The organism is Curtobacterium sp. MCLR17_040 (genome assembly GCF_003234735.1).
Taxonomy (GTDB): domain Bacteria; phylum Actinomycetota; class Actinomycetes; order Actinomycetales; family Microbacteriaceae; genus Curtobacterium; species Curtobacterium flaccumfaciens.
The window spans coordinates 82825-96070 of record NZ_QKTE01000004.1 but is presented as its reverse complement, the minus strand read 5'-3'; the positions used below and the strand labels follow the sequence as shown (position 1 = coordinate 96070).

14 protein-coding genes are annotated in these 13246 nt (G+C 71.6%); 6 read left to right on the top strand and 8 right to left on the bottom strand.

What is annotated here, in order from left to right; genetic code table 11:
- Positions 1–159: 159 nt before the first annotated feature.
- Complete coding sequence (gene dapD / locus DEJ01_RS05730; protein ID WP_111092446.1) at positions 160–1125, bottom strand: 2,3,4,5-tetrahydropyridine-2,6-dicarboxylate N-succinyltransferase; 966 nt, start codon at positions 1123–1125, stop codon at positions 160–162.
- A 152-nt stretch (positions 1126–1277) separates the two neighbouring features.
- Here dapD and dapE point away from each other — a divergent pair, with 152 nt between their 5' ends.
- The 4 genes from dapE to DEJ01_RS05710 all read left to right on the top strand — a co-directional run bounded on the left by dapE (position 1278) and on the right by DEJ01_RS05710 (position 4750).
- Entirely contained in the window at positions 1278–2360 is a 1083-nt protein-coding gene (dapE, locus tag DEJ01_RS05725) for a succinyl-diaminopimelate desuccinylase (protein WP_071404160.1), read from the top strand.
- Positions 2345–3589 (top strand): hypothetical protein, encoded by a 1245-nt coding sequence (locus DEJ01_RS05720; RefSeq protein WP_111092445.1) that lies wholly within the window; start codon positions 2345–2347, stop codon positions 3587–3589. The genes dapE and DEJ01_RS05720 overlap by 16 nt, the downstream gene beginning before the upstream one ends.
- 147 nt (positions 3590–3736) lie before the next feature.
- A complete protein-coding gene (locus DEJ01_RS05715; RefSeq protein ID WP_017887054.1) occupies positions 3737–3907 on the top strand; it encodes a DUF3117 domain-containing protein in 171 nt (56 codons plus the stop codon).
- Between the two features lie 114 nt (positions 3908–4021).
- The gene (locus DEJ01_RS05710; RefSeq protein WP_071404158.1) at positions 4022–4750 is read left to right on the top strand and encodes an AAA family ATPase; all 729 of its coding nucleotides are present in this window, start codon (positions 4022–4024) and stop codon (positions 4748–4750) included.
- A 27-nt stretch (positions 4751–4777) separates the two neighbouring features.
- Here the strand turns inward: DEJ01_RS05710 and DEJ01_RS05705 are convergent, their stop codons facing one another.
- Positions 4778–5410 (bottom strand): O-methyltransferase, encoded by a 633-nt coding sequence (locus DEJ01_RS05705; protein ID WP_017887052.1) that lies wholly within the window; start codon positions 5408–5410, stop codon positions 4778–4780.
- 64 nt (positions 5411–5474) lie between these two features.
- Here DEJ01_RS05705 and DEJ01_RS05700 point away from each other — a divergent pair, with 64 nt between their 5' ends.
- Positions 5475–5843 (top strand): twin-arginine translocase TatA/TatE family subunit, encoded by a 369-nt coding sequence (locus tag DEJ01_RS05700; RefSeq protein WP_110894138.1) that lies wholly within the window; start codon positions 5475–5477, stop codon positions 5841–5843.
- 82 nt (positions 5844–5925) lie between these two features.
- On the opposite strand, the gene DEJ01_RS05695 is transcribed toward DEJ01_RS05700, so the two are convergent.
- Genes DEJ01_RS05695 through DEJ01_RS05680 form a run of 4 tightly spaced genes read right to left on the bottom strand, consistent with a single transcriptional unit; the run spans position 5926 to position 9807 of the window.
- A complete protein-coding gene (locus DEJ01_RS05695) occupies positions 5926–6774 on the bottom strand; it encodes a bifunctional 2-polyprenyl-6-hydroxyphenol methylase/3-demethylubiquinol 3-O-methyltransferase UbiG (RefSeq protein ID WP_111092444.1) in 849 nt (282 codons plus the stop codon).
- Positions 6775–6784: 10 nt separating this feature from the next.
- Positions 6785–7945 carry a P-loop NTPase gene (locus tag DEJ01_RS05690; protein ID WP_111092443.1) on the bottom strand — a complete coding sequence of 387 codons (1161 nt, stop codon included), beginning with the start codon at positions 7943–7945 and terminating at the stop codon, positions 6785–6787.
- Positions 7938–8435: a DUF1003 domain-containing protein gene (locus tag DEJ01_RS05685; protein ID WP_111092502.1), complete on the bottom strand. Its 498-nt coding sequence runs from the start codon at positions 8433–8435 to the stop codon at positions 7938–7940. The genes DEJ01_RS05690 and DEJ01_RS05685 overlap by 8 nt, the downstream gene beginning before the upstream one ends.
- 52 nt (positions 8436–8487) lie before the next feature.
- Positions 8488–9807 carry a magnesium transporter MgtE N-terminal domain-containing protein gene (locus DEJ01_RS05680; protein ID WP_027464574.1) on the bottom strand — a complete coding sequence of 440 codons (1320 nt, stop codon included), beginning with the start codon at positions 9805–9807 and terminating at the stop codon, positions 8488–8490.
- 130 nt (positions 9808–9937) lie between these two features.
- Here DEJ01_RS05680 and DEJ01_RS05675 point away from each other — a divergent pair, with 130 nt between their 5' ends.
- Positions 9938–10825, top strand: coding sequence for a general stress protein (locus DEJ01_RS05675; protein ID WP_111092442.1), 888 nt, complete (start codon positions 9938–9940; stop codon positions 10823–10825).
- Positions 10826–11214: 389 nt separating this feature from the next.
- Here the strand turns inward: DEJ01_RS05675 and DEJ01_RS05670 are convergent, their stop codons facing one another.
- Positions 11215–11685: a GNAT family N-acetyltransferase gene (locus DEJ01_RS05670; protein WP_071405472.1), complete on the bottom strand. Its 471-nt coding sequence runs from the start codon at positions 11683–11685 to the stop codon at positions 11215–11217.
- A gap of 15 nt (positions 11686–11700) precedes the next feature.
- Positions 11701–13185, bottom strand: coding sequence for an aminopeptidase P family protein (locus DEJ01_RS05665; RefSeq protein ID WP_111029547.1), 1485 nt, complete (start codon positions 13183–13185; stop codon positions 11701–11703).
- Between the last annotated feature and the right edge of the window lie 61 nt (positions 13186–13246).

Here is a 13246-nt window from a genome sequence, read left to right as displayed (position 1 = left end):
CACCGGGCCTCCAGGCGGGTGCGTCGGTGGGTGCGCGATCGTGGGACGCGCCGCTCACCTCCGCCGAGTGATCGCGAACTGTCGTCCGGCGGGTGCCGGAGCGACAGTTCGTGCGCCCTCGGCGCGCGCAGGCGGCGCGTCGTGACCGCTGGCCGAGCGCTACGCGTGCAGCGCGGTGTTCAGCTGGATGCCCTCGCCCTTGCGCTGCAGTGCCTCGACGGCGCCGCTGATGCTGTTGCGGCGGAACAGGATGTTCGGGGTGCCGGAGAGCTCCGCGGCCTTGACGGTCTTCGGAGTGCCGTCGGGGTTCGGTGCCGCGCCGACCAGCACCACCTTCGTGCCGGCCGTGACGTAGAGACCGGCCTCGATGACGGAGTCGTCGCCGAGCGAGATGCCGAGGCCCGCGTTCGCGCCGAGCAGCGCGCGTTCGCCGAGCGAGACACGGTGCGTGCCGCCGCCGGACAGCGTGCCCATGATCGAGGCGCCGCCGCCGATGTCGGTGCCGTTGCCGACGACGACGCCCTGCGAGACGCGGCCCTCGATCATGGCGTCACCGAGGGTGCCGGCGTTGAAGTTGACGAAGCCCTCGTGCATGACTGTGGTGCCCGGCGCCAGGTGTGCGCCGAGGCGGACGCGGTTGGCGTCACCGATGCGGACGCGGTCCGGCACGACGTAGTCGAGCAGGCGCGGGAACTTGTCGATGGCGTGCACGGCGATGCCGGCGCGCTGCAGGGACGGGCGCAGGCGCGTCAGGGAATCGGGGTGCACCGGGCCGGCGTTCGTCCACGCGACGATCGGCAGGTGGCCGAAGACGCCGTCGAGGGAGACCTCGTTCGGGCGGACGTGCAGGTGGCTCAGCAGGTGCAGGCGGAGGTACGCGTCCGGGGTGTCCGTCGGAGCGGCGTCGATCGTGATCTCGGTGGTGACGGCCTCGATCCGGACCTCGCGGCGGGGGTCGTCACCGACGTGCGCCTGCAGCTCGGCGGGGAACACGGCGTCGGCGGGCAGCGCGCCGAGGTGCGTCTCCGGGTACCAGGTGTCGAGCGTCGTGCCGTCGGCGGCGATCGTCGCGAGGCCGTGGCCCCAGGCGTGGGTCGGGCGGTCGAAGGCAGTCGTGTCGGTCACGGCTCCAGGGTACCGAGCGACCGTCGGCGGGCACCGTCCGGCCGGACGGCCTGGGCGGCGGGGTCGCCGTCCGTCCCGACTGCCGGGGCGGTCGGGTTCCCGACCGTCCGGACTGCCGGGGCGGTGCGAGGGGCGGCCGGTAGGCTGCCCGCATGCCGGAGCACCTCGACCTCACCGCCTCGTCCATCGACATCACCCGTGCCATCTGCGACATCGAGTCGGTGTCCGGCAACGAGCAGGCCCTCGCCGACGCGATCGAGGCCGTGCTCGCACCGCTGCCGCACCTCGAGGTGATCCGCGACGGCGACGCGATCGTGGCGCGGACGAACCTGGGCCGCGACCGCCGGGTCGTCATCGCCGGTCACATCGACACGGTGCCGCTCAACGACAACCTGCCGACCGAGTTCCGGACCACCGAGGACGGCACCGAGATCCTCTGGGGCCGCGGCACCGTCGACATGAAGGCCGGCTGCGCGGTGCAGCTCAAGCTGGCGTACGACCTGGTCGACCCCTCGGTCGACGTCACGTGGGTCTGGTACGACCACGAGGAGGTCAGCGACGCCCTGAACGGCCTCGGCCGCCTGGCCCGGACGCGACCCGAACTCCTCACCGCCGACTTCGCGATCCTGGGCGAGCCGTCCGGGGCGCAGATCGAGGGTGGCTGCAACGGCAACCTCCGCGCCGAGATCCGCACGTTCGGCAAGCGATCGCACAGCGCACGGAGCTGGATCGGCGACAACGCGATCCACAAGACGGCCCCGATCCTGGCCACCCTGGCCGCGTACGAGCCCCGTACCGTCACGGTCGACGGGCTCGAGTACCGCGAAGGCCTGAACGCGGTCGGCATCAGCGGCGGCATCGCGGGCAACATCATCCCCGACGAGGCGATGGTGCACGTGAACTACCGGTTCGCACCCTCGCGCTCGGCCGACGAAGCCGTGGCCCACATCCGCGAGCTGTTCGACGGGTACGAGGTCACGATCGTCGACCTCGCCGCCGGTGCCCGCCCCGGACTCGACGCCCCGCTCGCGCAGGACTTCGTCGCGGCCGTCGGTGGACCGGAGCCCCGTCCGAAGTACGGCTGGACCGACGTCGCGCGCTTCTCGGCGCTCGGGGTCCCCGCGGTCAACTACGGCCCCGGCGAGCCGGTCTTCGCCCACCACGACGACGAGCAGGTCCCGGTCGCGCAGATCACCGCGGTCGAGGCCGGGCTGCGTCGGTGGCTGACGGCCTGACGACGGCGGGGGTCACCCGGAGGACCCCTGCTCGGAACCGCTGGCGGGCCCGGTACCGGGTCGTCCCGTGGTGGGTGCGCATCTCGGTCGTCTACGTGCTGGCGCGGCTCGTCACGGGCGCGATGATGCTCGCCTTCGCCCGCGTGCAGGCGGCGAACTCGTTCACCGTGCAGAGCCCGGGCTACCTGTCGTTCGCGTCGATCTGGGACGGCGCCTGGTACCGCGTGATCGCCACGGGCGGGTACCCGTCGACGCTGCCCGTCGACGCCGCCGGGCACGTGACCGAGAACGCGTGGGCGTTCATGCCCGCCTACCCGTTCCTGGTGCGCGCGCTCACGCTGCTCACCGGAGCGTCGTTCGAGTTCGTCGCGGTCTCGGTGTCGTTGCTCGCCGGACTCGGGGCCGCGCTGGTGTTCCGCCGACTCATGGGCCGGTTCCTCGACCCCGCACGGGCGACGTTCGCCACGGTGCTGTTCTGTGTCGCACCGGTGTCGGCGATGTTCCAGGTGGCCTACGCGGAGTCGATGGGCCTGTTCCTGCTGCTCGTCGCGCTGCTGCTCATGGTGGATCGACGGTGGTGGGCGATGCTGCCCGTCGTGCTCCTGCTCGGCATGACCCGACCGACGGGGCTCGCCTTCGCGTTCCTGGTGGTGCTCTTCGTGGCCGCGTGGGCGATCCGTCCGGCGTGGGTGCGCTCGTCGGAACCGCTGACACTCCGCCGGCTCGTCCCACCCGCGGTGGTCGCCACGGTGTCGGGTCTGGTCGGTCTTGCCTGGCCGGCCATCGCGTGGGCGGTCACCGGCGTGCCGAAGGCCTACACGGACACCGAGCTCGCCTGGCGGTCGTCGTACATCGGGTGGAAGGAACTCGTGCCGTTCGCGCCGTGGGTGCAGGGGTTCGGGTGGTGGTTCGGGCAGCCGGCCGGCACGGTGCTGCTCGTCGTCGTGCTCGTCGGGTTCGCGGCGTTCGTGTGCATGCCCGCCGCACGCCGGATCGGCATCGAGCTCCGACTCTGGGGCGTGGCGTACCTCGTGTACCTGCTCGCGGTGTTCTTCCCGCAGTCGAGCACCTGGCGCATCCTCGTGCCGATCGCACCGCTGCTCGGGATCGTGGCGCTGCCGCGGTCGCGGGTGTACCGCGTGGCCGTCGTCGTCGCGTTCGTCGGGCTCCAGTGGGTCTGGCTGTACTACACGTGGTGGATCGACGGCTACGACTGGACCCCGCCGTGATCGATGGGGGGCGCCGGAGGCCCGTGGATCCGCGCTCTGCGGAGCATCCGGATGGCACATCCGACACCCCCAACCTGGGCGGTTTCGCAGTTGCCCCCTCCATACGGGATAATGGGGCTGCATTTACTGCACGAAAGGGGACATCTGATGGCAGCCATGAAGCCGAGGACCGGTGACGGGCCGATGGAGGCTGTTAAGGAGGGTCGACTCATCATCGTGCGGGTTCCGCTCGAAGGTGGAGGCCGCCTGGTCGTCTCGGTCAACGATGCCGAGGCCAAGGAACTCCACGACGCACTCGCTGAGGTCGTCTCGGCCTAGTACGTCGAAGCACCAGAACGGAAGGCCCGGAGCGTGTACGCTCCGGGCTTTCCGTCTGCCCGCCGGTAGCGGGCGTCCACACGCGGTGTCGGTCGGCTCCGGCAGGATGGGGCCGTGCCGAGGACCCACCTGCCCATCCGACGCGTCGAGGAGTACCGCGACCCGGACCCGATGCCGCGCGACGAGTGGCCGGCCACGCTCCCGCCGATCCGGCAGCTGCTCGACGAGGGCCTCGACCTGGACCCGGTGACGGTGTTCGTCGGGGACAACGGTGTCGGCAAGTCGACCCTGATCGAGGCCATCGCGCTCGCGTTCGGGATGTCCCCGGAAGGCGGCTCGACCGGGGCACACCACTCGACCCGTCCGTCCGAGTCGGACCTGTGGCAGCACATCGCCCTGCGACGTGACTTCGGTGCGCCCCGCGGTGGTTTCTTCCTGCGTGCTGAGACGATGCACGGCTTCTTCACCTACCTCGAGGAGCACCCGAACCGCAGTCGCCCCGAGCCGGTGTTCCACGAGCGCAGCCACGGCGAGGCATTCCTGGACTTCGTCATCGACCGGGCGCGTTGGCCCGGCCTCTGGATCCTCGACGAGCCGGAGTCCGCCCTGTCGTTCTCGGGCTGCCTCACCCTGATCGCACTGTTGCGCTCGATCGTCGAGAGCGGCGTCGGCCAGGTCGTGCTCTCGACCCACTCGCCCGTGCTCGCCGCGTTCCCGGGCGCGACGATCCACGAGGTCGGCGAGTGGGGCCTGCGGCGCACCGAGTGGCGCGACCTCGACCTGGTGCGGAACGAGCGTGCGTTCCTCGAGTCGCCCGAGCGGTACCTGCGGCACCTGGACTGACCTGCGCGAGCGCCGGCGGGTCGAGCGCTAGTTGGTGACCTTCGTCAACTGCAGCAGCCCGTCACCGGCGGGCGACAGCGCGCTGCGCACCGCACCCGAGGTCGACACCTCGGTCAGGAGCAGGCGGAAGTCCGTGGTGGCGCGGTCGCGCTTCACCGGGTCGGCCACGCGTCCGCGCCAGAGGGCGTGCGGCACCAGGACGGTGCCACCCAGGCGGGCGAGCCGCAGACCGTGCTCGACGTACTCGATGACGTGCTCGGGGTCGGCGTCGACGAGCACGACGTCGTACGAGGCCTCGTTCATGCGGGGGAGCACCTGGTTCGCCCGGCCGGGGATGAGCCGGATCCGTGCGGGGGCGGTGCCGGCGCTGATGTAGGCGTCGCGGGCGAACTGCTGGTGGTCGACCTCGACGTCGATCGTCGTCAGGGTCGCGTTCGGGGCGCCGGCGAGCAGGTACAGGCCGGAGACCCCGAGGCCGGTGCCGATCTCGATGATGCTCGTGGCTCGCGAGGCTGCCGCGATGACCCCGATCTGCGCACCGATCGCGGGCGAGATCGCTTCGACCCCGAGTTCCAGGGAGTGCTCACGAGCACGGGCGATCGCCTCGGTCTCCGAGACGATGTCCTCGGCGAACTTCCAGTTCGACTCTTTCTCTGACACGCACACTCCGTTCGGGAGACAACTCTAGAGGTGCAACGCAGCAGCACGCGTTAGGCTCGCTCGCGTGGACATCCCGCTCGACAAGATCCTGATCATCGGGGTCATCGGCGTCCTCTTGCTCGGGCCGCAGCGCCTGCCGATGTACGCCCAGAAGCTGGCCGAGTTCGTCAAGGCCGTCCGTCGGTTCGCCGACACCGCGAAGGAGCGGATGCGCGACGAGATGGGCCCCGAGTTCGACGACATCGAGTGGCAGAAACTCGACCCGCGCCAGTACGACCCGCGCCGCATCATCCGAGACGCCCTGCTCGACTCCGGTTCCAGTGCGGCCGCCGTGCAGACCGCGCAGGTGACGGCCTCCAAGGTTCGCGCGACGGCTCCCGTCGTGCCCCTGGCCGCCGGTGAACCGGCACCCTTCGACGCCGAGGCGACCTGACGCCCGTCACGTCCCCACCTGACGGACTGGAGGCCCGGTGCCAGCTGGCACCGGGCCTCCAGTCCGTCTGGGGGTCGCGTCGTCAGTCGCGGGTGGCGACGATCGTGTAGGTCGTCGGCATCCGGTCGCGGTCGTGTTCCGGCCAGGCCCACGAGCCGGTGTCGGTCTCGACCATGCGGGAGCTGAAGCGCCACGGCAGGGTCCGGCCCTCGTCGAGCCGTCGGAGCCGCAGCCCGGCACCGAGCAGGGCGTTCACGATCTCGGACAGCGGGTGCGGCCACTCGAAGGTGCGGGCGTTCGCCACCGTGCCGTCGCCGGCGTAGGTGCCGGCGTCGTCCCACTGCTGCGCGGTGCCGTCCGGGAAGTACCGGTACCGGGTGACGAGCTCGTCGGCGTCCTCGTCGAGGGCGTACAGCGCCGGGTGTCCGTCGCGGATGAAGAACACCCCGCCGGGGCGCAGCAGGCCGGCGACCTGCGCAGCCCAGCGGTCGAGGTCGGGGAGCCAGCAGATCGTGCCGATGCTCGTGTACACGACGTCGAAGTCGCCGGTGACGGCGGCCCGGGCATCGAGGACGTCGGTCTCGACCCAGGTGACGTCGAGCCCGAGGCGCGATGCGAGTCCGGCGGCCGAGGCGAGGGCGGCGGGGGAGAAGTCGACACCGGTCAGTCGGGCACCCTCGCGGGCGAGCGACACCGTGTCGGTGCCGATGTGGCACTGCAGATGACAGACGTCGAGGCCCGCGAGCGAGCCGTTCGGCAACCAGGGCGTCAGGGCCGGCAGGTCCTCACGGACGACGTCCGAGCGATGGCCGGGGTCGGCGAGGGCGTCGATCGCGTAGGCACCCTCGTGGATCGGCACCCGGTCGTCCCAGTTCGCGCGGTTGGTGGCGCGTGCGTGGTTCCAGTCGACATCGACGTGATCGGTGCTCATGACCTCGAGCCTAGGACAGCGACAACCCGAGCTTCCGGCCGGCGAGTCCGCGTCCCATCGTGGTGATCCGGTCGGCGATCGCCGTCAGGGCCACGGCGGACGGGTCCTCCGGGGCGCCGAGCACCACGGGGACGCCTGCGTCGCCGCCCTCGCGCAGCGGCACGGACAGCGGCACGCTGCCGAGCACCGGGACGGGGGCGTCCTGCCCGCGGGACAGCCGTGCGGCGGTCTCGGCGCCACCACCCTCGCCGAACAGGTGCAGCACCGAGCCGTCGGGCTGCACGAGCCCCGCCATGTTCTCGACCACCCCGATGACCCGCTGCCCGGTCTGCCGGGCGACGATCCCGCTGCGCTCGGCGACGTCGGCCGCGGCGGCCTGCGGGGTCGTGACGACCAGGACCTCTGCGTGCGGCAGCAGCTGCCCCACCGAGATCGCGACGTCGCCGGTGCCCGGCGGCAGGTCGAGCAGCAGGACGTCGAGGTCGCCGAAGAACACGTCCGTCAGGAACTGGTTCACGGTGCGGTGCAGCATCGGGCCACGCCACGACACCGCGGTCGAGACGTCGTCGACGAACATGCCGATCGAGACGACCTTCACGTCGTGCGCCACCGGCGGCAGGATCATGCTGTCCACCCGGGTCGGACGGGGTGCGACCCCGTGCTCGTCGGTCAGACCCATCAGGCCGGGGACGCTGAAGCCGTGCACGTCGACGTCGACGACCCCGACCCGCAGGCCCCGGCGGGCGAGCGCGACGGCGAGGTTCACGGTGACGGTGGACTTGCCGACGCCACCCTTGCCGCTCGTGACGGCGATGACGCGCGTGAGCGAGTCCGCGGTGAACTGGATGCCCTTGGGGCGGCCGGCTCGCAGCCGCTGGGTCAGCGCGGCACGAGTGGCCGGGTCCATCACGGACACGTCGACGTCGACTGCGACGACCCCCGGGACGGACCCGGCGGCGACGCGGACGTCGCGCTCGATGGTGTCGGCGGCGGGGCACCCCACGATCGTGAGCTGCAGGTCGACGCGCACCGCGCCTCCTGGCTGCACGTCGACACCACGGATCATGTCGAGCTCCGTGACGGGGCGGCGGATCTCGGGGTCGATGACGCGGTCGAGCGCGGCGAGGACCGCCGTGCCGAGCTGTTCGTCGGTGTGGCCGGCGTCAGCCACGGGTGGAGTTGTCGTGTTCGTCCGCGTACCCGGCCTCGTCGGCGTCGCGGCGGTCGAGCTCCTCGAGCAGGGAGCGGAGCTCGGCGCGGATGAAGTCCTTCGACGCCATGTCCCGCATCGCCAGGCGCAGGGCCACGACCTCGCGGGCCAGGTACTCGGTGTCGGCCAGGTTGCGTTCGGCACGCTGGCGGTCCTGCTCGAACTGCACGCGGTCGCGGTCGTCCTGCCGGTTCTGCGCGAGCAGGATCAGCGGGGCGGCGTACGAGGCCTGCAGCGAGAGCACGAGCGTCAGAGCCGTGAAGCCGATGGCCGCCGAGTCGAACTGCCACGGCTTCGGCGCCAGGGTGTTGTAGCCCATCCAGACCACGCAGAACAGCGTGAGGCCGATGAGGAACCACGGCGTGCCCATCCCGCGGGCGATGCCCTCGGTCGCACGACCGAAGGTGTCCCCGCGACCACGGCGGCGGCTGGGGAGCACACGCGTGCGCATGCCCTTGGGGGAGTCGAGCCGGACCTCTTGGCGGTCACGGTCGCGACGGTTGTCATCCGTTCGGGCCACGGGTGGTCCTCCTTCCCGTCGTCACGGGTGTCCTGCGCGGGCGTTGGCGTGGAAGCGGTGAGGGTTCCCCCTCGCCCTGACTTCGCCAGTCGTCCGGCAGGACGTGGTCGAGGACATCGTCGATCGTCACCACCCCGACGAGACGGTGGGCGTCGTCGACCACGGGGACGGACAGCAGGTTGTAGGTCGCCATGATGCGGGTGACCTCGGCTGCGCTCGCGTCGACCCGGACCGGTTCGGTCTGCTGGTCGATGAGCGTGCCGAGCCGCTCGTTCGGCGGGTAGCGGAGCATCCGCTGGAAGTGCACGAGTCCGAGGAACCGACCGGTCGGCGGCTCGTACGGCGGCAGGGTGACGCAGACGGCGGCGCCGAGCACCGGTGCGAGCTCGTGGCGGCGGACGAGCGCGAGGCCCTCGGCCACGGTGGCGTCGGCCGAGACGATCACCGGTTCGGTGGTCATCAGACCACCGGCGGTGTCCGGCTCGTACTCCAGGAGCATGCGGACGTCCTGCGCCTCCTCCGGCTCCATGAGCTGCAGGAGGGCCTCACTCCGCTCGTCGGAGAACTGGGCGAGGACGTCGGCCGCGTCGTCCGGCTGCATCTGGTCGAGGACGTCGGCGGCGCGGGCGTCCACCAGCCGGGTGAGGATCTCGATGCGCTCCTGGTCGGGCATCTCCTCGAGCACGTCGGCGAGGCGGTCGTCGGGGAGTTCCTCGGCGACCTCGAACCGGCGCTCGGCGGGCAGGTCGAGCAGCGTCGACGCGAGGTCGGCGGGCAGCAGGTCGGAGTAGGCGGCGATGACGTGCTCGGCGGACTGGGCCTCGCCGGGGAGCTCGTCCTCGGTGACCTCGTTCCACGTCGCAAACGTCGTCGGACCCTTGCCGAACGGCGACGGCGTGGTCTTCGGCTTGCGGAGGAAGAGCTGCGCGACCTCCCAGTCGCCCTGCCCGCGGTCCTCGATCGCGACGTCCTCGATGGTGGCGCGGATCCGCTGGTTCTTGATGAGCACCTTGCGGCCGAGCATCTCGGCGATGACGCGGACCTCGCCGCCGCGCTGCTCGAAGCGGCGCATGTTGACCAGACCGGTCGTGATGACCTGCCCGGCGCCGATGGAGGTGATGCGGCCGATGCTCACGAAGATGCGGCGCTTGCCGGGCACCTCGACGATGAGCCCGACGACGTGCGGGGGATCGGCCCGGCGGTAGACGACCAGGACGTCCCGGACCCTGCCGACGCGGTCGCCCGCGGGGTCGAAGACGGAGCACCCGGCGAGGCGGGCGACGAAGACCTTCGTGGCGCTCACCCGACCAAGCGTAGTCGCTCGGGTGTGCGCGTTCGCCCGCGCCGCCGACGGCACCGGTCGACGGCTTGCGATCGGCTGCTTCCCTGAGAGTGCACGTGCGATTGCAAGGTGTGCGGTGAATGATGGCTGTGTGAGCAATCAGAGCCCCTTCGCCGGCAGGACCGCCCAGGCGTTCCCGACGCTGCCCAAGGGCGACGTCCTGGGAACGTACGACAGCTACCCCGACGCGCAGCGCGTGGTGGCGAAGCTGGCCGAGGCCGACTTCCCCGTCAACCAGCTCTCGATCGTCGGCAACGACCTGAAGACGGTCGAACGGGTCACCGGCAAGATGACCTACGGCCGTGCCGCCATCGCCGGCGCGCTGTCCGGCCTGTGGCTCGGCATCTTCTTCGGCATCGTGCTCACGCTCTTCTCACCGAGCGCCGGCGGCCTGATCCTGGCCGCCGCGATCATCGGTGCCGCGTTCGGCATGCTCTACGGCATCGTCTCGTTCGCGATCACGAAGCGGCAGCGCGACTTCACGAGCGTGCACCAGGTGCTCGCCACGAACTACCAGATCGTCGTCAACCCGCAGCTGACCGGGCAGGCGCAGCGGATCCTCGGCGAGCACGGGGCGACCCCGTCCACGCACTGGAACGACGCTCCCCAGCAGCAGCAGCAGCAGCAGCCGTGGCGTCCGGGCCCCGGTGGGGTCCCGCCGCAGCAGCAGTCGCCGTACGGCGGGCACGCTACGCCGCACCAGCAGCCGGGAGGCCCGCAACACCCCGGCACGTCGGCCCCCGGCACGCAGACGGGTGCGCCTTCGGGCCCGCCGCGCTACGGCACGAACGACGGACCCCGGTACGGGGAGACCCCCGAGACGGCTGCCGCCCCTGCGGCCCCGCCGGTGCCGGAGCGTCGACCCGAGGAGCCGCCGCGCTACGGCGAGCGGGTCGCCGGTGCCACGCCGCCGGAGCCCTCGTCCTCGTCCTCGCCGGATGCGTCGCGCGAGGGCGACAGGGACAGCGACCGCCGCTAGCCGAGCTCCGGCCGCGGCGCGACCGGCCTTCGTCCTGCGGTCGCGCGAGGTCGGATCGAGGTCGGGTCGGGCGAGGTCGGGTCGTGCGAGATCGCTCGACACGCCGTTCGCGTTCGCCGAGGTCGCACAAACTGTCGTCCCCGAGCTCCGCGGGCGGCACTTCGTGCGACCTCGCTGGCTGAGTCCGGACGGTCGGGCGGTCCGGGCGGTCGCAACACCCCGCGCGCACGGCGTCGAGCGGTCGGAGATCGTCGTTCGGCGCCGGCCCGGACGACGGTTCGTGACCGCTCGGCCTCGGGCCGACGGCACGTCGTGACCGAGAGCCGAGCGGGCTCGGGCGCGCGCGAGCCGGGCTTGCGCGCGGCGCGGTCCGGGCAGGCTCGGGCCGGCTAGAGGACCTTCGAGAAGCAGACCGACAGGGGCGCCCCGACGTAGGGCCCGAAGTTCGCGATCCGCCGGAACCCCTCGCGCTGGTAGAACCCGACGGCGCGCTGCTGCTCCGTGCCCGTCTCGAGGACGAGCGCCGGGGACCCGAGGTCGAGCGCCGCTTCTTCCAGCCGGCGCAGCAACGCAGCCGCGGCGCCGGACCCGCGGGACTCCGGCCGGACGTACATCCGCTTGATCTCGGCGATGCCGTCGTCGACGATGCGCAGGCCCCCGCACCCCAGGGGAGTCCCGGACTCGTCCCGTGCGACGAAGAACACCGCGATCGACTCGGCGGTCGGCTTCTCACCCGGTTCGGTGTCGCCGCCGTGCGCCCGGTCGATCTCCAGGCGCTGGGCGGCACGGAGTCGCTGGGCGTCGGGGGAGTCGAAGTGCTCGACCTCGATCGAGATGGTGTTCGGGGAGGCCTCGGGCATGGTCACCCGATCAGGCTAGCGGCCCGAGCGGGCGATCCACCCCTCCACTTCCGAGGGGGTCCGGGGGATGCCGACGGACAGGTTCTCGGCGCCGTCCTCGGTCACCAGGATGTCGTCCTCGATGCGGACACCGATGCCGCGGAACTCCTCCGGCACGGTCAGGTCGTCCTGCTGGAAGTACAGCCCAGGCTCGATCGTGAAGACCATGCCGGCCTGCACGGTGCCGTCGAGGTACATCTCACGACGGGCCTTCGCGCAGTCGTGCACGTCGAGCCCGAGGTGGTGGCTCGTGCCGTGCACCATGTAGCGGCGGTGGAACTGGTTGTCCGGCTCGAGCGACTCGGCGGCCGAGACCGGCAGGAAGCCCCACTCGGCGGTCTTGCGCGCGATGACCTCCATCGCGGTGGCGTGCACCTGGCGGAACGTGATGCCCGGCTTGACGATCGCGAACGCGGCGTCGGCGGCCTCGAGCACGGCTTCGTAGACCATCCGCTGCACGGGGGAGAACGTGCCGCTCACCGGCAGCGTGCGGGTGATGTCGGCGGTGTAGAACGAGTCGACCTCGACCCCGGCGTCGATGAGGATGAGGTCCCCCGGCTGCACGGCGCCGTCGTTGCGGGTCCAGTGCAGGATGCAGGCGTGGTGGCCCGAGGCGGCGATGGTGTCGTAGCCCACGGTGTTGCCGTCGGCGCGCGCCCGGCGGTTGAACGTGCCCTCGACGATGCGCTCACCGCGCGGGTGCGCGAGCACGGCGTCGAAGTCGCCGATGACGTCGTCGAACCCGTGCTTCGTGGCGTCGACGGCCTTGCGGAGCTCACGGACCTCGTACGCGTCCTTGACCAGTCGCAGCTCGGACAGGTCGCGGGCGAGCAGGTCGTCGGTGGCCGGCGACCCCTCGGTCTCGTCCGCGCCACCGATGGCCGCGCCGATGCGGGCGTCGAGCGAACGGGTCAGGTCGTCGTCGGCTTCACGCACGAGCAGCGCCGACGCGTCGAGTGCGTCGGCGACGGCCGTGAACGCCCCGAGGTCGGCCGTGGCCAGCCCGAGGTCGGCGGCGACGGCGTCGAGCGAGGGGCGCGGACCGACCCAGAACTCCCCGATCTCGGGGTTGGCGTAGAACTCTTCCGAGTCGCGGCCCGCGGTGGCACGGAAGTACAGCGTGGCGTCGTGGCCGGAGCCGTTCGGCGTCATCACGAGCACGGAGCCGACCACGGTGTCGGTGCCCCAACCGGTCAGGTGCGCGAAGGTGGAGTGCGGGCGGAACGGGTAGTCGCAGTCGTTCGAGCGGACCTTGGCCTGCCCGGCCGGCACCACGATCGTGCGGCCCGGGTGCAGCTCGGAGATGCGCGCGCGACGCTCGGCGGCGAACGCGGCCTGCTCGCGGGGCTCGGGCTGCGCTTCCGAGCGCTCTGCCCACTGCGACCCGATGAAGTCCTTGAAGGTCGAGGACCCGGGGGTCGTGGATCGGTTGCTCGTCGCGCGGGGAGTCGTGTCGGCCATGCGTCCATCATCGCATCGCCCGGGGACACCCGGCCTGTGCGGCCGCTCACCTGTGGATAGC

What these genes read in the sequence shown, in the direction of transcription:
- dapE (WP_071404160.1), top strand. Translation starts at nt 1,278, where the DNA reads ATGCCGGAGCACCTCGACCTCACCGCCTCGTCCATCGACATCACCCGT.
- DEJ01_RS05685 (WP_111092502.1), bottom strand. Translation starts at nt 8,435, where the DNA reads ATGCGCACGCGTGTGCTCCCCAGCCGCCGCCGTGGTCGCGGGGACACC.
- DEJ01_RS05695 (WP_111092444.1), bottom strand. Translation starts at nt 6,774, where the DNA reads ATGAGCACCGATCACGTCGATGTCGACTGGAACCACGCACGCGCCACC.
- DEJ01_RS05670 (WP_071405472.1), bottom strand. Translation starts at nt 11,685, where the DNA reads ATGCCCGAGGCCTCCCCGAACACCATCTCGATCGAGGTCGAGCACTTC.
- DEJ01_RS05715 (WP_017887054.1), top strand. Translation starts at nt 3,737, where the DNA reads ATGGCAGCCATGAAGCCGAGGACCGGTGACGGGCCGATGGAGGCTGTT.
- DEJ01_RS05665 (WP_111029547.1), bottom strand. Translation starts at nt 13,185, where the DNA reads ATGGCCGACACGACTCCCCGCGCGACGAGCAACCGATCCACGACCCCC.